General features: G+C 68.1%; 16 protein-coding genes. 7 read left to right on the top strand and 9 right to left on the bottom strand.

Translation table 11 applies throughout. The annotated features are described in order from the left end of the window. Nucleotides 1–74: 74 nt before the first annotated feature. Entirely contained in the window at nt 75–518 is a 444-nt protein-coding gene (locus ACM9NP_RS05315; protein ID WP_415645449.1) for an NUDIX hydrolase, read from the bottom strand. Nucleotides 519–1130: 612 nt separating this feature from the next. Between ACM9NP_RS05315 and ACM9NP_RS05310 the strand changes: the two genes are divergently transcribed. After that, a complete protein-coding gene (locus tag ACM9NP_RS05310) occupies nt 1131–1790 on the top strand; it encodes an HAD family hydrolase (protein ID WP_415645448.1) in 660 nt (219 codons plus the stop codon). Between the two features lie 2 nt (nt 1791–1792). Here ACM9NP_RS05310 and ACM9NP_RS05305 read toward each other — a convergent pair whose 3' ends face one another. Together ACM9NP_RS05305 and ACM9NP_RS05300 are read right to left on the bottom strand one after the other, a co-directional pair. Continuing rightward, nucleotides 1793–2314, bottom strand: coding sequence for a Clp protease N-terminal domain-containing protein (locus ACM9NP_RS05305; protein WP_415645447.1), 522 nt, complete (start codon nt 2312–2314; stop codon nt 1793–1795). A gap of 1 nt (nt 2315) precedes the next feature. Next, complete coding sequence (locus ACM9NP_RS05300; RefSeq protein WP_415645446.1) at nt 2316–2525, bottom strand: helix-turn-helix domain-containing protein; 210 nt, start codon at nt 2523–2525, stop codon at nt 2316–2318. A 127-nt stretch (nt 2526–2652) separates the two neighbouring features. Between ACM9NP_RS05300 and ACM9NP_RS05295 the strand changes: the two genes are divergently transcribed. After that, nucleotides 2653–3648: an NAD-dependent epimerase/dehydratase family protein gene (locus tag ACM9NP_RS05295; RefSeq protein ID WP_415645445.1), complete on the top strand. Its 996-nt coding sequence runs from the start codon at nt 2653–2655 to the stop codon at nt 3646–3648. 230 nt (nt 3649–3878) lie between these two features. Then, nucleotides 3879–4271 carry a YccF domain-containing protein gene (locus tag ACM9NP_RS05290; protein WP_415645444.1) on the top strand — a complete coding sequence of 131 codons (393 nt, stop codon included), beginning with the start codon at nt 3879–3881 and terminating at the stop codon, nt 4269–4271. 42 nt (nt 4272–4313) lie between these two features. On the opposite strand, the gene ACM9NP_RS05285 is transcribed toward ACM9NP_RS05290, so the two are convergent. Further along, complete coding sequence (locus ACM9NP_RS05285) at nt 4314–5057, bottom strand: HAD family hydrolase (protein WP_415645443.1); 744 nt, start codon at nt 5055–5057, stop codon at nt 4314–4316. A 148-nt stretch (nt 5058–5205) separates the two neighbouring features. Here ACM9NP_RS05285 and ACM9NP_RS05280 point away from each other — a divergent pair, with 148 nt between their 5' ends. Genes ACM9NP_RS05280 through ACM9NP_RS05270 form a run of 3 tightly spaced genes read left to right on the top strand, consistent with a single transcriptional unit; the run spans nt 5206 to nt 9328 of the window. Next, complete coding sequence (locus tag ACM9NP_RS05280) at nt 5206–7947, top strand: DEAD/DEAH box helicase (RefSeq protein ID WP_415645442.1); 2742 nt, start codon at nt 5206–5208, stop codon at nt 7945–7947. Between the two features lie 41 nt (nt 7948–7988). Further along, nucleotides 7989–8423 carry a GNAT family N-acetyltransferase gene (locus tag ACM9NP_RS05275; RefSeq protein ID WP_415645441.1) on the top strand — a complete coding sequence of 145 codons (435 nt, stop codon included), beginning with the start codon at nt 7989–7991 and terminating at the stop codon, nt 8421–8423. Nucleotides 8424–8434: 11 nt separating this feature from the next. Continuing rightward, entirely contained in the window at nt 8435–9328 is an 894-nt protein-coding gene (locus ACM9NP_RS05270; RefSeq protein WP_415645440.1) for a 1-aminocyclopropane-1-carboxylate deaminase/D-cysteine desulfhydrase, read from the top strand. 4 nt (nt 9329–9332) lie between these two features. On the opposite strand, the gene ACM9NP_RS05265 is transcribed toward ACM9NP_RS05270, so the two are convergent. The 4 genes from ACM9NP_RS05265 to ACM9NP_RS05250 all read right to left on the bottom strand — a co-directional run bounded on the left by ACM9NP_RS05265 (nt 9333) and on the right by ACM9NP_RS05250 (nt 14182). Continuing rightward, the gene (locus tag ACM9NP_RS05265; RefSeq protein WP_415645439.1) at nt 9333–10151 is read right to left on the bottom strand and encodes a hypothetical protein; all 819 of its coding nucleotides are present in this window, start codon (nt 10149–10151) and stop codon (nt 9333–9335) included. Nucleotides 10152–10194: 43 nt separating this feature from the next. Beyond that, nucleotides 10195–10878: an alpha/beta fold hydrolase gene (locus ACM9NP_RS05260; protein ID WP_415645438.1), complete on the bottom strand. Its 684-nt coding sequence runs from the start codon at nt 10876–10878 to the stop codon at nt 10195–10197. 233 nt (nt 10879–11111) lie between these two features. After that, a complete protein-coding gene (locus ACM9NP_RS05255; protein WP_415645437.1) occupies nt 11112–13658 on the bottom strand; it encodes a PEP/pyruvate-binding domain-containing protein in 2547 nt (848 codons plus the stop codon). Between the two features lie 98 nt (nt 13659–13756). After that, nucleotides 13757–14182, bottom strand: a complete 426-nt coding sequence (locus ACM9NP_RS05250; RefSeq protein ID WP_415645436.1) for a winged helix-turn-helix transcriptional regulator — start codon at nt 14180–14182, stop codon at nt 13757–13759. Nucleotides 14183–14500: 318 nt separating this feature from the next. Between ACM9NP_RS05250 and ACM9NP_RS05245 the strand changes: the two genes are divergently transcribed. Then, nucleotides 14501–15319, top strand: coding sequence for an NAD(P)H-binding protein (locus ACM9NP_RS05245; protein WP_415645435.1), 819 nt, complete (start codon nt 14501–14503; stop codon nt 15317–15319). A gap of 153 nt (nt 15320–15472) precedes the next feature. On the opposite strand, the gene ACM9NP_RS05240 is transcribed toward ACM9NP_RS05245, so the two are convergent. Further along, nucleotides 15473–18037, bottom strand: a complete 2565-nt coding sequence (locus ACM9NP_RS05240) for a PEP/pyruvate-binding domain-containing protein (RefSeq protein ID WP_415645434.1) — start codon at nt 18035–18037, stop codon at nt 15473–15475. Nucleotides 18038–18067 lie beyond the last annotated feature (30 nt).

Raw genomic sequence — 18067 nt, 5'->3', positions numbered from 1 at the left:
GACGTGTGGGGTTGTCCATCTCACCATGTGCGCGACGACTTCGACACCTGGAGCCGGGTGCGATGTGGGTCACGTCAACTGTCTATAGGGTACAGACGATGCAGGAGCGCTCCCTGCCCCGATTGGACGATGTGACCCTGACTCACCGGTATCCACAGGCATTCGAGGCGAATCGGACCCCCGCCGTAGTACGCGTCGGTCTCCTCGCTGAACCAGCGCTCGGGTGTCGGCACCGTCGTGCCCAGCGCGAAGAAGTGCCGTTCCTGCACTTCGGGGCGGTGCGGCGTGATGTCGTACTCGGCGGTGCCGAGCGCGGCGGTGAGAACGAGCCCGTCGAGGCCGGTCTCCTCACGAGCCTCGCGAAGGGCCGCGTCGGCGGGTTCCTCGCCCGCCTCGATCGTTCCCGCCGGGACCTGGAGTCCCAGCTCCTCCATCGAGAAGTCTCGATGTCGCATGACAAGCAGTCGATCATTGTCCACAATGTAACAAATCACCTTGCGGGTGCGGATCTTCGTCATCGATCGATGATGCCCGGTACGGCCACCGGCCGCCACCCCGATTCGGCGAAACCGCGATCGCTCGTCCCGGTCAGGTTCCACCATTCTGGGTGCCAGGGAGCCGATGGGTGAGAACGCGCGACCGCCAGAATCGTCAGAGGCAGTCGGTGCGGCGGTCCGTTGCGAGCCGCGATCGCGCGTCCGGGACGTCCATCAGGAGTTGAGGTCTTCGGTCAGACGGTACGAGCAGCGCATCTGGCACGGTTGTTCTTCGATGACCATGTCGGTCAGGGGGGAACGGCGGCCATTCGTCCCCCCGATGATGGTTGAGCAGGACTTCTCGAAATCCGTGTTTGAGCGCACGGTACTACTCCGTCCACAAATGCGTGTCATATGCGCGGCGCGGCATCGTGTTCAGTGCAGGGGTGAACATTCTGGCGACATGCGACATACGATTGATAGTGCTGCTCCCGTTGGCGTGTGTGCATGTCAGTGGCGATACGCCCCTCTAGGGGATCTCAATGGATTCTCGATCCTCGGTGAGGAACCGTCTCCTTTGGTCGATCGACGGCCATGCCGAGGGTCGGGTCTTCCCGTCGATCGTCACCGGTGCGGCGCACTACGCTGGCCCCCATGGTCGAGGTCGCGCTGTTCGATTTGGATGACACGCTGGTGGGACGCACCGAGGCGTTCCTGGAGTGGTGGGGCGACGAGGCTCGACGTCTGGGTGTCGACGCCGACACCATTCACGAGGTGGCCGACATCCGCGGCGGGGACTATCGGCTCGTTCGCGAGTTCTTCGTCGAGATCGCCGACCACATCGCGCTCCGGGGCGACGTCGAGTCGTGGTATCAGGGCTTTCGCGCCGCCTATCCCCGATACGTGCGGGTCACGCCGTCGACGACGGCGGCGCTGAAACGGCTGCGCGCCAACGGTTGGCGGATCGGCATAGTGACCAACGGGATCACCGTCGAGCAGACGGCGAAGATCGAACTGACGGGTTTGGACGTCCTGGTCGACGGCTGGGCGATCTCGCAGGCGGAGGACGCGAACAAGCCGGCCCCTGCGATCTTCGCCGCCTGCGCGGCCCGTATCGGGGTGGATTTGGACAGTGGCGGGTGGATGGTCGGTGACTCCCTCGACGCCGATATCGCCGGTGGGAACGCGCTGGGGTTGACGACGGTCTGGATCCGACACGGCCGCTTCCTGATCGACGGCGATCCCGTTCCCGACCACACCGTCGACGACGTGGCCGAGGCCGTCGATCTCATGCTCGGCGCCGACGGTGCCTGACGTCACGCGGCCATGCGCGCCCGGACCTCGAGATAGGACAGCCCGAGTTCGATGAGGACGTCGGCCGCGATTCCGGGCTGCCGCAACGCGGACAGCAGAAGGTGACCATCGCCGATGCGGCGCGATCGCAGCTCGCGCGCCTCGTTCAGCGCTCCGTACAGGATGCGTCGCAAGTCGTCGGTGAATCCCGGCGAACCCTTGCGGCCCTTCGCTCGCGGATCGAGCGCGCCTTCTCCGAACTCGCGCTCGACGTGGTCGGTCAATGTGGCGACGTCGACGCCCATGCGTGCCAGCAGCTCCGACTCGGAATCGCTGATGCCGCCGCGCCGGTTCGCGCGATCGAAGGCGGTTCGCAGTGCGTCGACGGTGATCGTGTCGCCCGCGAGCGTCGCGCCGTGGGAGTCGGCGCGTTCGAAGAGCGCGTAGAGCAGTCGTTCGGGGTCGACGGCCCGCGCGTTGTCGAGGATCGCCGCCGTGCGCGCGGAGCGCACGGTCTCTCGGGCATCCCGGTCGAATCGTGGCATGTCATGTCCTTCCGTGTTTCTTGTGGACGGCCTGGCGGGTGACGCCGAGCTGGTCGGCGATCTGCTGCCACGTCCACCCTTGATTGCGGGCGTTGCGGACTTGAACGGCTTCGAGTTGTTCGGCAAGCCGGCGCAGGGCGGCGACGGAGCGTAGTCCGGTCGCCGGATCGGCGTCGGAGGCTCCGGCCGCGAGTCGGGTCGCGTCGCTCATGCTGTCAACTTACATTGACAGGAGCCATTCGTCAACTTTGGTTGACGTCTGATCGCTCTCAGCGCAACGGCTCCGCTGACCGCGAAACCGCTGGGCGCACGACGCGGGACCTGGCAAGGTCGAAGCCATGAGACTGCTCGTACTCGGTGGAACCGTGTTCCTGTCCAAGGCCGTGGCCGCCCTCGCCGTCGAGCGAGGCTGGGATGTCACGGTCGCCGCTCGCGGCGTCAGCGGGGAACCGCCGCCCGGCGTCCATTTCGTCCCCATCGATCGATCCACACCCGAGGGTGTCGCCCCGCTCGCCGGCGAGAGTTTCGACGCCGTCGTCGACGTCGCCCGGGTGCCCGGGCACGTCGGCGTGGTCCTCGACGCGCTCGCCGACAACGCTGCACATTGGACCTTCGTGTCGACGTGCAGCGTATACGCCGACAACGCCACCCCGGGCCAGGTAGCGGCGACCGCGCCGCTACTCGAACCCACTGATCCCACGAGCTTCGACGGCGACATCGAGCTGTACGGGCGCAGCAAGGTCGCCTGCGAGAAGCTCGTGCTCGACCGGCTTCCCGACCGCGCGCTCGTCATCCGGGCGGGACTGATCATCGGGCCGGGGGACGTCGGCGACCGCTTCGGACACTGGCCGCACAGGATCGCCAAAGGCGGCGAGGTGTTGGCACCGGGTGGCCCTGAGGAGAAGGTGCAGTTCATCGACGTCGACGACCTGGCGACATGGATCCTCGACGCGGCGGAGGCGAAGACGTCCGGCGTCCACGACGGAATCCGCCCGCCGATGACCCGAAAGGACTTCCTCGACCAGATCGCTGCCGCTCTCGACGTCGAACCGGAGTTCACCTGGGTCGCGCAGCAGTTTCTCGTCGATCACGGGATCGCCCCGTGGTCCGGGGAGGAATCGCTGGGCCTGTGGCTGCCGCTGCCGGAGTACGACGGCTTCCTCACCAGGGACACGTCCTCCGCCGTGGCGGCCGGGATGAACTACCGGCCGTTGGCGGAGACGGTGCACCGCTGGCGAGCCGCCGCGGCCGAACCGCCCGTCTTGAAGGCGGGGATCAGCTCGGAGAAGGAGACCTCGGTGCTCGACGCCTGGCACGCTCGCAACGACGACTAGGTCTTGTGTGGAGCCCGGCGTTCGGAGCTCCGGTGGTCGGTCCACCCCGGCCGCTTGGTTGGGCAAATTGCTCGCTTGGTTGGNCAAATGTCGGAATCAGGCGCGTTTTCGCAATTTGCCCAACCAAGCGGGACTTTTGCCCAACCAAGACACAGTAGACGGACGACGATCCGGGCCGCGCCGTCCTCGCGGTGCCCCCGAGTATGCGGGCATAGGCGACAATCACTGACATGAAGACACTGTTGAACATCATCTGGTTGTTGTTCGGGGGAATCTGGCTGGCCCTCGGCTACGTCATCGCCGGGATCATCTGCTGCATTTTCATCATCACGATTCCGTTCGGCATCGCGTCGTTCCGGATCGCGGCGTTCGCCCTATGGCCGTTCGGGCGCACCATCGTTCGCCACCCGCGAGCCGGCGCGATGTCCATGATCGGCAACGTCATCTGGATCGTCTTCGGCGGCTGGTACCTGGCTCTCGGTCACCTCGTCACCGGTTTCGTCCAGTGCGTCACGATCATCGGCATTCCGTTGGGCATCGCCAACTTCAAGATGATTCCGGTTTCGCTGGTCCCGCTCGGCGCCGAGATCGTCTCGACCGACCGCCCCTGGATCGACCGCTGAGATCCCTTCGCGACGCCCGTGCGCACCGCGTGCGGGCGTTCGTCACGCGCGGGGTCGGTGCACCAGCCGCGTCACCGCGTCGATGCCGACCCGCTCGCCCGGCTCGGTGTGCGGCACGAGAAGCGTACGAATGCCGAGGTCGATCGCGGCGGCGTCGGCCATCGAATCGCCCACCATGAGCGCATCGCCGGGCTCCACTCCGAGCCTGATGCACGCGTCGAGGAAGATCGCGGGCTCCGGCTTCGCCCAACCCACCTCATAGGACAGGATGGTGTGATCGAAGAGATCGTCGATCTCCAGGTGCTTCAGCACCGGTCGCACATCGAAACCGATGTTGCTGACCAGCGCCAGCGGAACCCCGCGGTCCCGCAGCGCTCGCAAGGTCGGCACGGTGTCGGCGTACGCGATCCACGTCTCGGGGGCGCACAGGCGTTCGTACATGGCGTCCGCGAAACCCTCGAACGCGCCCGAGGTCCCCGAGGCGAGGCCGACGAAGGCCTCCTGGTGCGACTGCTCGGACAGATCCCGATCGGCCCACGCGGCGGCGAACGACGGCAGCACCTTCGCGGGCTGTCCCGAACCGACCCAACCGAGCGCGCCCAGCGCGTCGGCCAGGACCGTCGACCGATACTCGCCGAGCGTCACGCCGCAGACGTGCGCCGCCCATTCGACGGACAGCCGCAACGGCTCGACTTGAGCCAGCGTGCCGTGAAAGTCGAACAGGACCGCCCGAATCGGCCGATCGGTGGATTCGCCGCTGGTGTCGTTCGTGTCCTCGGGTCGCACATTGGGGACAATACCGACAGCGCAATACGACATTGCACACCGGCCCCGGCGCGGCGTGGCCGATTCGCGGCACGGTCCGACAGGTCCGATGACCGCCGCGTCGCCTTCACCCGCCGCCGGGCTGCCCGAGCGCACTACTCTTAGCCGAATGAGCCGCCGATCTGACACGCCCAACCCCACCGGCGACAGCCCCGCCGAGCGGTACGCCGCGTCCAAGTGGCGGTCCACGTTCCCGGCTCTCGTCGAATTCGAGAGCGGCTACCCGTTCGGACTGGACGACTTCCAGCTGCGCGCGTGCGAGGCGCTCGAGGAGGGTGGCGGAGTCCTCGTCTGCGCCCCGACCGGTGCCGGGAAGACCGTCGTCGGCGAGTTCGCGGTGCACCTCGCGCTCGCCTCCGGGAAGAAGTGCTTCTACACGACGCCGATCAAGGCCCTGTCGAACCAGAAGTACAGCGACCTCGTCGAACGGCACGGCACCGCGCGCGTCGGTCTGCTCACCGGCGACACCGTGATCAACAGCGGCGCCGACGTCCTGGTGATGACGACCGAGGTGCTGCGCAACATGCTCTACGCCCAATCATCCACTCTGGATGGCTTGGGGTACGTGGTGATGGACGAGGTCCACTATCTCGCCGACCGTTTCCGGGGCGCGGTGTGGGAGGAGGTCATCATCCACCTGCCGTCGACGGTGTCCCTCGTGTCGTTGTCGGCCACGGTCTCCAATGCCGAGGAGTTCGCCGACTGGCTCGTCTCCCTGCGCGGTCGGACCGAGGTCATCGTCTCCGAACACCGACCGGTCCCGCTATGGCAGCACATGATGGTCGGGCGCCGCATGTTCGACCTTTTCGCGGACAGCCGCGCGGCAGCCGGACACGAGGCCCACCCGCAGCTCCTGCGGCACATCCGCGAACTTGAGCGCCGAGCCGGCTACGACCGGCGAGGACGGGTCCGGCGCATTCGCCCACCGCTGCGCAGCGACGTTGTCGCCAAACTCGACGCCGAGGGCCTGCTTCCCGCGATCGTGTTCATCTTCAGTCGCGCGGCCTGCGACAGCGCGGTCGCTCAGTGCCTCGCGTCCGGGATCCGTCTCTCGACCCCGTCCGAGGTCGCCGAGATCACCCGCATCGTGGAGGAGCGCGTCGCCCGGATCACCGCCGCCGACCTCAACGCCCTCGGCTACTACCCGTGGCTCGACGGGCTGCAACGCGGCGTGGCGGCCCACCACGCCGGGATGCTGCCGGTCTTTAAGGAGATCGTGGAGCGGCTGTTCGAAGCCGGGCTCGTCAAGGTCGTCTTCGCGACCGAGACGCTGGCGCTCGGCATCAACATGCCCGCGCGATCCGTCGTTCTCGAGCGACTGTCCAAATACAACGGCGAGGAGCACGTCGACCTGACGCCGGGCGAGTACACCCAGCTGACCGGTCGCGCCGGTCGCCGTGGCATCGACGTCGAGGGCCACGCGGTAACACTGTGGACTCCCGAGATCGACCCCCGACACGTCGCCGGTCTCGCCTCGACCCGCACCTATCCGCTCAACTCCAGCTTCACCCCGTCGTACAACATGGCCGTCAACCTCATCAACAGCGTCGGGGCGGCCAAGGCGCGCCAGCTGCTCTCCCTGAGCTTCGCCCAGTTCCAGACCGACCGAAAGGTCGTCGGCCTCGCCGAGCAGGCCGCCGTGGCGGAGCGCGCGGTCGCCGAGTTCACGGAGGCCGTCACCTGCGACCTCGGCGATTTCGACGAGTACTTCAAACTCCGCCTGGCCGTCACCGACCTGGAGAAGAGCGCCAGCCGCCAACGCAAGCAGTCGGCGCGCACCGACGCCCAGACCGCGCTGACGAAGCTGCGGATCGGCGATGTCATCCGCATCCCGGCCGGACGTCGGGCCGGGCTCGCCGTCGTCCTAGATCCCGGCCTGAACCGCAGCGGCGGCGTCGGTGAGATTCGCCCACTCGTCCTCACCGAGGCCCGGTGGGCGGGGCGTCTCGCCGCCGCCGCGTTCCCGACGGCCGTCGACGCGCTCGCCCGGATCCGGATTCCAAAGCACTTCAACCACAAGAACCCGGCCCAGCGTCGCGACATGGCCGCCGTACTGCGCGCGGCCGCCGCGACCGCGGAACACCGGCCCCCTCGCCGCATGCGCAAGGCGGCCGAGGACCCGCGTCTCGCCGAGCTCCGGGCCGCGCTGCGCGACCACCCGTGCCATGCCTGCCCTCAGGCCGGGGAGCACGCCCGCGTCGCGCACCGGCGTCAGCGCCTCATCGACGACATGGAACGACTCACCGCGAAGGTGAACCAGCGTTCCGGTTCGCTGGCGCGCGTCTTCGACCGTGTCTGCGAAGTCCTCGAACGGTACGGTTACCTCGAACGCGGCGAGGTCACCGACGGCGGACGCGTACTGGCGCGGATCTGGTCGGAGGCCGACCTGCTCGTCGCCGAATGCGTCAGCCAGCGCGTGTGGAACGACCTGCGGCCCGCCGAACTCGCCGCCGTCGTCTCGACCGTCCTCTATGAATCCCGCCGCGACTACGACATCGCGCCGACGATGCCGACCGGTTCCGTCGCCGAAGCGGTCTCGGCGACGCTGCGCCAGTACGACCGGATCTCGCGTGACGAGCGCACCCGCGGACTGTCCCTGACTCCCGAGCCCGACCTCGGCTTCGTATGGCCGATGCTGCGGTGGGCGCGCGGTGAACCGCTCGCGAAGGTCCTCGCCGCGGGCGACGGCCCCGACGGCTTCATGCCCGCGGGCGACTTCGTGCGCTGGGCCCGGCAAGTCGTGGACCTGCTGGGCCAGATCGCCGAGTCCGTGGACGTCGACGAACCCCTGCATCGCGCGGCGACCGAGGCCGCCGCCGCCGTTCGACGCGGAATCGTCGCCGACCTCTGACACCACACCATCAACAGTTCTCACCCCTCAAGGAGGTTCTCGTGGAGATTCGCCCCGCGACCGACGTCCAGCGGATCATCGCCGCCGAAGCCCTCTTCGACAGCCCCGTCCAAGCCGCTGAGGCGGACAAGTTCCTCCGCAGGCAGGGGCACCACCTCCTCATCGCCTACGACGACGACGGCACACCCGTCGGCTTCGTCTCCGGCGTCGAGATGGTGCACCCCGACAAGGGAACCGAGATGTTCCTCTACGAACTCGGCGTCTCCGACGGGCACCGCCGCAAGGGCTACGGTCGGGCCCTGGTCACAGCACTCGCGGAGCTGGCGCGCGACCGGGACTGCTACGGCATGTGGGTGCTCACCGAAGGCGAGAACGACGCCGCGCTGGCGACCTACCGCGCCACGGGAGCCGAGCGCCCCGACGACGACGACACGAACATGCTGGCGTGGGACTTCACACCCACCCCGGCACCGTGATCGGTTGATCCATGTCGGACGATCCATGTCGGACGACGGTCCCGTCGCCGGTGTGTCGGGTTCTCGATTCCGAGTTGGAGACGCTCGGCGTCGAGCTCTGGCTCAAGCGTGACGACCTCATGGGCGGCTCCATTCCGGGCAACAAGCGACGAAAGCTGCGGCACAACCTCGTCGCCGCGGCCCGCGACGGTGATCGGACGCTGCTCACCTTCGGCGGCGCCTATTCCCATCACATCCGCGCCGTGGCCGCGGCCGGACGGGCGTGCGGCTTCGAGACCATCGGTGTCATCCGCGGCGAGGAGCACACGCCGTTGAACTGGTCGCTCGCCCGGGCCGTCGCAGACGGCATGCGATTGCACTATATGGATCGGTCGACGTATCGCCGCAAGACCGACGCCGACGTCGTCGCAGGGCTCTCCGAACGGTTCGGGCGCTTCAGGCTCCTCCCCGAAGGGGGAAGCAACGACCTCGCCGTACGCGGGTGTGTGGAGTTGGCCGAGGAGCTTCGGACGCAGGTCGACGCCGACGTCGTCGCGTGTCCCGTCGGCACGGGCGGCACGCTCGCCGGAATCGCGGCGGGGCTGTCCTCCGGGCAGGCCGCGATCGGTTTCAGCGCGCTGCGCGGAGACGGCTTCCTGGACGAGGAGGTCGCGCGGCTACAACGGGAGGAGCGCGGCCGGGTCACCGCGAACTGGCGGATCGAGTACGGCTTCCATCATGGCGGCTACGCGCGACGCGACGAAGCCCTCGACGCGTTCATCGACGACTTTCACCGTGATCACGGCATCCGTCTCGAATGGACCTACGTCGCGAAGATGCTCTCCGGCGTGTACGCGTTGGCGAGGCGGGGCGAACTGTCCTCGCGCCGCGTCGTCGCCGTCCTCACCGGACCTCCCGCGCCCTGACGATTCAAGCGCCTCGGCGGCGCCGTGACTCCAACGCGTCGAGGACGTCCACCGCGAGCCGATTCCCCGCGTCGATCTCGACGGCCCGCCGCAGGTGACCGATGGCCGCAGCGCGTCGTGGTTCAGGCAGCGCGCGCAGTTCGGCGGCGTAGGCGGCGAGTTCGGCGTCTCCTCGGCTCGTGTCCACCGTCGCGTCATTATCGTCGTTCGGGTGGAACGGTTCCGGGTAGAGGGCGTTGCGCGCCGTCGCGTAGGGGACCCGCTCGGTGTGCAGAAAGGACACGAACCGACGGAAGGCGACGTCGTAGTCGCGGTCGGAGAGGAGACGTTCACACAGGTCCGTGAACGGATCCGGGTGCTCCAGGTCGATCCGCCATCGCTCTACTGTGGCCTGACCATGTCTGATGTGGATCTCATCGGCCCAGTCGTCGGGGCCGTCGCCCGTCGAGTGCGCGAAGAAGTGCGCGTCGGCGAGTGCGGGGGCGAGGGTCGCGATCGCGAAATGCAGATGGCGCATGTCGATGTGACACGGTGAGGTCAGGTCGAGGAGCAGCGTCTCGATCCGCTCGACGTCCGACGAGGGGCCGATGTGGATGGGCCAGTTTCCCTGATTCGGTCCGAGGATGGCGGCATGATCCAGTGCCGCCTGGTCCACGACGGCGAGCTCGATGCTGCCGCTCTCGCGCGCCGGTGACACCTGGTGGAACCACAGACGGTAACGGCCATGATGATGCGGGTCGCGACGAGTGTCGAATCGATCCACAACCGACAGCGGCAGCCGTTCGGGTGTCTTGTGTCGAAGTGCCGTGGGTGGCCCACTCATACATGAGTCATTGTGGACTATCAGGGGGACGTCGCCGGCCCCGTCACTTCCGCGCATCGACCAGTTCGACGACGGTGTCGGTGAACACCTTCGGCTGGCTCAGATTCCAGATGTGCCCGGCGTCCGGGATGGACCGCAGCGTCGCGTCGGGGATGCCCTCGGCGACCTCCTGCGCCGAGGCGAGATTGCCCCGGTCCTTCTCTCCGCACACGACGAGCGTCGGCGCGACGATCTGTGTCAGCTGTGGACGAAGGTCCGTCTTCGCCAGGCGCGAGAACGCCCGCCGCAGATTGTCCTTCCCGCACAGACGCACGTCCTCCGCCGCCATCGACTTGTACTCGGCGACGCCGCCGGAGTACATCGGTGTCAGCATCCCGACCAGCGCGCTCAACGGCAGTGCCGCCGTGACGGCGCGCTGGATCGCGAACGACGGGGGAGTATGCGCCACCGGCGCCGACAACAACAGACTCTTCACTCGGTCTCCGGCCGCCATCGCGACGAGCATCGCGATCGTCGCGCCACCGGAGATTCCCACCAGATGCGCTCCGTCGCCGATCTCCTCGCACACGTCGTCGACAGCTCTGTCCAAAGTGAACAGTTCCTCGCGATGTCCGTGGCCGGGCAGATCGGTCGCGCGCACGTCGTATCGGTCTCGCAGGGCCGTCAGTTGCGGCTCCCATGCGCGGGCACTCGACCCGATACCGTGCACGAACACTATCGTCTCCATGCGCCTACATATATCCAATCGGTCGTATCGGGACAATCGTCCATTCGCCTAGAGGTTGTCCTGTTATCTCCGAGTCCGTCCGGATCCATGGCCGGTGAGGCACAGTATCGCCTGGCAGGGTCTGCCCACGCCGATTCCGGCGAGACGACGTCACCCTTCGTAGGCGCCGCTCCGGATAGCACTGTGCGACGTGGTGCCGCATTTTCGGTGGCGCACGGTGTTCGTTCCCGACGTCAATCCGTGAGAATGTCGACCGTTCCCGTGTCACCGTCCACGCGGACGCGATCTCCCGTGGCGATCCGGTCGGTCGCCGAACCGCAGCCGACGACCGCCGGGATGCCGAGTTCCCGTGCGACGATCGCCGCGTGCGAGAGTATCGCTCCGACGTCCGTGACGACGGCGGCCGCGCGCGGGAACACGGGCGTCCAACCGACGTTGGTGGCCTTCGTGACGAGGATTTCCCCGGGTTGGAGGGTGTCCGCGTCATCCACGTCCATGATGACGCGGGCGACACCCTCGACGACGCCCGCAGCTCCCGCCGTGCCCGTGACGGTGTCGGCCTCGGGCCTCGGGTCGACGGCGTGCGCGTCGTACAGATCGGACCGTCGAAGAGGGTCGGCGGCCCACCGTTCGGGGCTGAACTCACCGTTGATGAGAGCCGGGTACGGCGGCAGCCCGCAGTAGTGTCGGTAGGTGGCGCGACGGGTGCCGACACGGTCGAGCGAGGCGTGATCGCCTTCGAAGAGCCGCTCCATCTCCTCACGCGACAGGAAGAACACGTCGTCGCCGATGCCGGTGATCTCACCGACGCGCAGCGCGAACGCCCGAAGCACCCACAACGCCCGCACCGACTCGCTGCGGGACCGCTCGCGGGAACGCAATGACTTCGTCGCCTTGCGCATGATCCGATCGAGCCGCCGCAGCTTGCGAGATCCCTTGCGCGCGAAGCGCTCCCGGGCCTCGATACGACGTTCGCGCTGGCGTCGTAGCAGTTCCACCGGGTCGATGCCGCCTTCCAGGCCCGCGAGTCGGGCGTCGATCCAGTCCGGGTCCTCGGCGGGCCGCGGCGTCGAGAGCTCCATCTCGGTGGGTGACCGGTGTCCCCACTGCTGAGCGAAGGTCTCCCGGTCGAGATCGCCACGCGCGACAAGGGCCAGCCCGAGGAGGGGTCCGAGACTGTCGAGGCCGTCGGAGTCCTCGGCCGCGCCACTCGCCAAGATCCCGACGTCGGCCGGTTCGGCGTGTTCGCGCAGCCACGGTTCGAACTTGGCGAGGGTCAGGCCGTTGCCACGCGCTCCGGCCGCGAGTATGTGCGGCGCGTCGATGAGCAGCGGTGTGCAGACCTCGCGCCAGACGCGATCCAGGTCATCCATGTTGGATGCGGCCGCGATCGCGCGGTGGGCCTTCTCGCAGCGTTCGGGGAACTCCTCCAGGTACTTCGGCAGTCGCCGATGATATCGGAGGATGGCGCGCTGGAACGCGATTCCGGCGGGGACGGCCTCGCGCGCGATTCGCAATCGCGACAGGGGAATCCGGGGAACCACCACGTCCTCCGGGATCGAGCCGAAGATGAGCGCGCTCATGGTGCGCATGAGCCTGCCGAGTCCGATCGCGGCCGTCGTGTCGAGGAGCAGCGTGTAGTTCAGGTACAGCCTCCCACCGATGTTCCCGGTGAGTTTGAAATCGCCGACCTCTGGAATCCCCATGGCGATCTCCACCGTCTCCTTGACGGACGACCACGTGAGCGGTGTCATGACGGTGGGCACGGCTTCACCGAGATTGCCCGCCGTCCAGAGGAAGTCGCCGGTCAATGAGTCGTTCCAGACCTCACGTTCGGTGCCCCGCACGGTGATCGGCCGGGCCTGAACGAGCGCGAAGCCGTCCCTCCACGTCCATTCGATGTCCATGTGCCGCTCGTACAGTTTCTCTACATCGGACGCCATCTGGGCGAGTTCGGCGGCCTGATCGTCGGTGAGCGTCGCCATGGCTCGGCGCTCGTCGTCCACGTTGGCGGTACGGGTACCGGTGCCGTCTCGGACCGTTTCGACGGACTTCGATCCGATCGTGGTGGTCACGGTTTCGCTGTCGCGGTCGACGACGAAGGTGTCGGGGGTCACCTCGCCACCGACGAGCGTTTCCCCGAGTCCCCAGGTCGCGTTGATGACGATCGAGTCGGTGGCCCCGGTGATGGGGTCGGCGGTGAACGCGACCCCTGACACCTCGGCGTCGACGAGTTCCTGTACGACGACGGCCATCGCGACGTCCCCGTGTTCGATGCCCGCGCGCTGGCGGTACACCAGCGCCCGATCGGTCCACAGTGATGCCCAGCAGCGCAGCACGGCGGCGATGACACCATCCACATCAGATACACCGAGGACGGTGTCCATCTGCCCCGCGAACGACGCGTCGTCGAGATCCTCGGCGGTGGCAGATGACCGCACCGCGACGACAGGCCTTCCGAGCGAGTCGTACGCCTCCGCGACGGCCGACACGAGTGACTCTGAGAGCGCGCTCTCGGCGAACGCGTCCCGGATCTCGGCGGCGACCCGGCTCGCGACGGCGGGGTCCGACAGGTCGGCTCCGGCGAGGGACTCCTCGATCCGCGCGGCGACCGGGCTGTCGCGCACATGGTCGCGGTAGGCGTCGGCGACCACGCAGAAACCCGGTGGTACCGGTAGTCCAGCCTGGGTGAGGCGGGACAGGGACATCGCCTTTCCGCCAAGGTCCGCAGACGGGCGCGCGTCGCCCAGGGGCACGCACAGTGGACTCGTCGCGTTCATGTCCTCATTACCTTTCACAAGTGATGCTGTTGTCGATCATTCGCGGTTCCGGCTCGGGCCGTCGGAGGACGTCCGCGTCGGCGAGTCGGGCGGTCGTCTCAACGGATGTCGTGGTCCGGGTTCGCCTCGTCATAGCGAGCCCGTGATCGCGTTATGTCGGGGCGGTGGTCGAGGGACCAGTCGGCGAGCGCCTTCACCAGGTGCGTCAGGCTCGTTCCCGTGTCGCTCAGGCGATAGTCGACCCGCGCCGGAACCGTCGGATACACGGTGCGGATGACGAGCCCGTCGCGTTCGAGACGACGAACGGTCAACGTGAGCATGCGTTGCGAGATCCCGTCGATCGCACGTTGCAGCTCGCGAAAACGCCTGCGCCCCGAGGCCAGCTCGACGATGACGAGGACGGACCACTTGTCGCCGATCCGGTCGAGGACGTCTCGGATACCGCAATCGGGGTGATCCGCGCGACCACAGGGATCGAGCGGCGCGGAGAGCTCGGGGGTTACCTCGGTGTGCGTCGGTGACATCAGACTGCCTCCTTGTGGGGGCCGCTCACGGTGGCGACGATCGAGCTTAGAACGTCTTGGGATTCCCGTCTCCCGCTGCGCGGTCTCAATGTGGCGCCTCGCTGTCGGTGTTCCCCGCATACCGGTGTCGTGTGCGGGCGCTCCGCCTCGCGAACGCATCCACCGGGGACTCGTTCGGCAGGGAAGCGGATTCCCCGATACGTCCTAGTGCTCGGCCCGACCGTGCCACCGCGGCCGCGGTGGTCCGGGCCGCCGACCGACCTCAACCATGCCCCGCGATCGCGTGCGGCGCGGGCGGACTACGAAGGGAACCACCCCATGATCTTGGTGACCGGGACGACCGGACAACTCGGTTTCGCCGTCCTCGCGGCCCTCCACCGTCGCGGAATCCCCGCCGAGGGTTCCAGTCGGTCGGGTCGAGACGGCTCGCGCCGCGTCGATTTCGATCGACCGGACACGATCGACTTCACGGGTGTGTCGACTCTGGTGCTCGTCTCGGCCGGCGAGGCCGAGGACGACGTCGTGATCGCGCGGCACGCGGCCGCGATCGGAGCCGCCGAGCGCGACGGCGTACGGCATTTGATCTATACGAGCGTGACCGGGGCGGGCGACCACCTCGCGTTCGCGTTGGCCCATCGCGCGACCGAGCGTCATCTCGCCACCAGTGCTCTTCAATGGACGATCCTGCGGAACGGGCTGTACGCCGAGCTCTTCGGCGGCCTGCTCGGGTGGAAGGACGACGGCCTGGTCTCCGCCTTCGGTGACGGCGTCGTCCGCGCGGCCGCCCGAGGGGACCTGGCCGAGGCCGCGGCGATCGTCGCCGAGTCGCCGGCGGCACACGCCTTCCGGACCCACGACCTGGTCGGGCCGCCGGTGAGCGTCGCCGACGTCGCCGCGCGCCTGGGAGTCCCACACCGTGTGATCGGTCTGGACCGATACCGGGAGTCGCTTCACTGTGTCGGGCTCAAGCCGTTCCAACCCGCGATGATCGCGTCGATCGCGTCGGCCGTCCGGCACGGCTTCCTCGATCGACCGTCGTCCGACCTGGTGGGCATTCTCGAAAGGGAACCGGTGGACGGCGTCGCGTTGGCGGCGTCGGTCGCCGCGACGACGAGGCCGGATCATGTGACCGGATAGCGCGGATCGGAACAGCCCACGACTGGGAGGACGGCCCCCNACGGGGCCGTCCGACCCACTCGTTCATCATGGACCGTCGATGACGGACCGGTCGGCGTCGATCTGTCGCCGACGCGACGGCAGCCGTGCAGACGGCACCGGAACCATCGCCGCTCAACCCTTCTCGGCGCCGTCCAGCACGACGACTGTGCCTTTCGACGCGTCGACCCGCACCCTGTCCCCGTCCTGGATGCGCGTCGTCGCCGTTCCGCAGCCGACGACGGCGGGGACGCCGAGTTCGCGCGCGACGATCGCGGCGTGCGACAGGTTCGCGCCGATGTCCGTCACGATCGCCGCGGCACGCGGGAACAACGGCGTCCAACCCACGTTCGTGACGGTCGTGACGAGAACGTCTCCAGGACGCAACCGATGGCCGTCCTCGACGTCGAGGATCACCCGCGCGATGCCCTCCACCACACCCGGCGAACCGGGATTGCCGATGATGACGCCGGAAGGCGGGGGCGTCGGCGGGGTGTCCGCGTCGTACACGTCGGGGCGGCGACCGGGATCGGCCGCCCAGTCCTCCGGCGAGAACCTGCCCCGGATGTACGTCGGGTACGTGGGCAGCGCCGTGTAGTGCTCGTACGCGCGTCGACGGGCGGGCAACGCCGCCAGGCCCGAGTCGTTTCCGCCGAGCAGGTCGCGGAGTTCGTTGAGCCGCAACCAGAACACCTGGTCGCCTTGCCCGGTCAGCTTCCCGGCCCGGCACACGAAGTTCCTCAGCACCCCGAAGGCCCTGATCACTTCGGACCGTCCCGCCTCACGGCCACTGGTCGCCTTCGAAGCCTTGACCAACCGCCGCCGCAACCGCTTGACCAGGCGCGGATGCGCGGTCGCGAACCGGTCGAGGGCCTCGGCGCGTCGCCGCTCCTGGGCCGCCAGGAGGGAGGTCGCGTCCGGGCCGTCGGACGCCTCCGCGAGCCGTCGTTCGATCCAAGCCGGGTCCTCTGCTGGACGCGGCACCGACACCTCGAACTCATCGGCGCACCGGTGGCCCCATTGAGTCGCGTATTCGGCCGGGCTCAACTCGCCGCGCGCGAGCCGGTCCAAGCCGATCAGCGGACCGAGGCTGGCGATGGTCGTGCCGTCGCCGCTCGTCGTCAACATCGCGTCCACATCGGATTCACTGGCGAAGCGGAGCAACCACTTGGGGCTCGTCGCGAGCGCCCCACCGCCGCGCCGTCCGCCGGCCGCGAGCAATCGCGACCCGTCGCGCAGCAGCGACTCGCACGACGGCCACAACTCGGCCAGTTCCGACGGCGTGGACGCGTCCGCGATCGCGGACGACAGTTCGGCGCAGCGCCCCGGGAACGCCGCGACGCGCTCCTCGAAGGCTCGCAGATACGGGCGGAGCACCCGCAGGAACCCGGTCAGCATCGGGATCACGGCCCTGATCTGCTTCATCCGGGATTCCGGCAGACGAGTGGGTCGGAGCCCGTCGGGACGTGTCCCGAACACGCGGTCGTTCGCGTCCCGGACCATCTCGGTGAGCCCGAGTGCCGTCGTCAGCGAGTCCGTCAGCGTCAGGTTGAGGTAGAAGCGACCACCGATGTTGCCCGACACCTCGTGCGTCCCGAGCCGGGATATCGACATCGCCTCGGACATGAATATCCGCACCATCGACCACGTGATCGGCGTCATCACGCTCGGGATCGCCTCACCGAGGTTGGTGCTCGTCCACAGGAAGTCACCATCCAATGTGGCGTTCCATTGCTCGAGATCGTCCGGCAGTCTCGTGATGGGGCGGGCCTGGACGATCGCGACGCCGTCGGCGGTCGCCACCCACTCGACGTCCATCGGTCGTCCATAGTGACGTTCGATCGCGGCGCCGTACCGAGCAAGCTCGGCGCACTCCTCGTCGGTCAGCACCCGCGCCCGTCGACGATGCGACGGCACCGGCCGCGTCCGCGCGCCCGCGTCGGTGCGGACGGTCTCCACGGACTTGTCTCCGATGCGATGGTGGAGGGTCGATCCCGTCGTCGTGTCGACACGGTAGACGTCGGGCGTCACCTCGCCGCTCACGAGCGACTCGCCCAAACCCCAGGCCGCGTTGACGATCGTGTGGGCACGGCTGCCCGTCACCGGGTCCGCCGTGAACAGCACGCCGGCGGCGCGGGCGTCGGCGAGTTCCTGGACGACGACGGCGAGCGCGAGGCCGTCTCCGTCGACCCCCTGTCCCGCACGGTAGGCGATCGCCCGATCCGTCCACAGTGATGACCAGCAGGTGCGGACGGCCTTCGTCACGGCGGCGGTGCCGCGAACGTCCAGAACGGAGTCCATCTGGCCGGCGAAGGAGGCCTCGTCCAGGTCCTCCGCCGTCGCCGAGGACCGCACGGCCACCGCGATGTCGCCGAGGTCGTCGACGGCACGCCGGATGGCGGCCTCGATGTCGGCCGGCAGCGTCGCCTCGTCGAAGAGCGGCCGGATGCGGGCGCTCGCCCGGGCGGCGTCGGTCGCGTCGGCGGCGTCCATGTCGGACAGGATGGCGGCGACGCGCTCGGCGATGCCGGTCTCCTCGACGAAACGTCGATACGCGGCCGTGGTGAGGACGAAACCCCCGGGCGTGGGCAGGCCCGCCCGGATCAGCGTGCCGAGGGATTTGGCCTTCCCTCCGACCGAGGAGAGTTCGGCCGGGGAGTCGAGGGGGAGTAGGAGCGGTTCGTGTTCCGATTCGGACATGTCGTGTCCTTCGCTACGCGGACGGAAGTT

Origin of the sequence: Stackebrandtia soli (assembly GCF_965137155.1) — a bacterium.
GTDB lineage: Bacteria > Actinomycetota > Actinomycetes > Mycobacteriales > Micromonosporaceae > Stackebrandtia > Stackebrandtia soli.
Note: the sequence above shows the minus strand (reverse complement) of the source record. Positions and strands in the feature narration are given on the sequence as shown.

What these genes read in the sequence shown, in the direction of transcription:
- ACM9NP_RS05245 (WP_415645435.1), top strand. Translation starts at nt 14,501, where the DNA reads ATGATCTTGGTGACCGGGACGACCGGACAACTCGGTTTCGCCGTCCTC.
- ACM9NP_RS05255 (WP_415645437.1), bottom strand. Translation starts at nt 13,658, where the DNA reads ATGAACGCGACGAGTCCACTGTGCGTGCCCCTGGGCGACGCGCGCCCG.
- ACM9NP_RS05290 (WP_415645444.1), top strand. Translation starts at nt 3,879, where the DNA reads ATGAAGACACTGTTGAACATCATCTGGTTGTTGTTCGGGGGAATCTGG.
- ACM9NP_RS05295 (WP_415645445.1), top strand. Translation starts at nt 2,653, where the DNA reads ATGAGACTGCTCGTACTCGGTGGAACCGTGTTCCTGTCCAAGGCCGTG.
- ACM9NP_RS05250 (WP_415645436.1), bottom strand. Translation starts at nt 14,182, where the DNA reads ATGTCACCGACGCACACCGAGGTAACCCCCGAGCTCTCCGCGCCGCTC.
- ACM9NP_RS05315 (WP_415645449.1), bottom strand. Translation starts at nt 518, where the DNA reads ATGACGAAGATCCGCACCCGCAAGGTGATTTGTTACATTGTGGACAAT.
- ACM9NP_RS05240 (WP_415645434.1), bottom strand. Translation starts at nt 18,037, where the DNA reads ATGTCCGAATCGGAACACGAACCGCTCCTACTCCCCCTCGACTCCCCG.
- ACM9NP_RS05305 (WP_415645447.1), bottom strand. Translation starts at nt 2,314, where the DNA reads ATGCCACGATTCGACCGGGATGCCCGAGAGACCGTGCGCTCCGCGCGC.
- ACM9NP_RS05265 (WP_415645439.1), bottom strand. Translation starts at nt 10,151, where the DNA reads ATGAGTGGGCCACCCACGGCACTTCGACACAAGACACCCGAACGGCTG.
- ACM9NP_RS05300 (WP_415645446.1), bottom strand. Translation starts at nt 2,525, where the DNA reads ATGAGCGACGCGACCCGACTCGCGGCCGGAGCCTCCGACGCCGATCCG.
- ACM9NP_RS05270 (WP_415645440.1), top strand. Translation starts at nt 8,435, where the DNA reads ATGTCGGACGATCCATGTCGGACGACGGTCCCGTCGCCGGTGTGTCGG.
- ACM9NP_RS05280 (WP_415645442.1), top strand. Translation starts at nt 5,206, where the DNA reads ATGAGCCGCCGATCTGACACGCCCAACCCCACCGGCGACAGCCCCGCC.
- ACM9NP_RS05310 (WP_415645448.1), top strand. Translation starts at nt 1,131, where the DNA reads ATGGTCGAGGTCGCGCTGTTCGATTTGGATGACACGCTGGTGGGACGC.
- ACM9NP_RS05260 (WP_415645438.1), bottom strand. Translation starts at nt 10,878, where the DNA reads ATGGAGACGATAGTGTTCGTGCACGGTATCGGGTCGAGTGCCCGCGCA.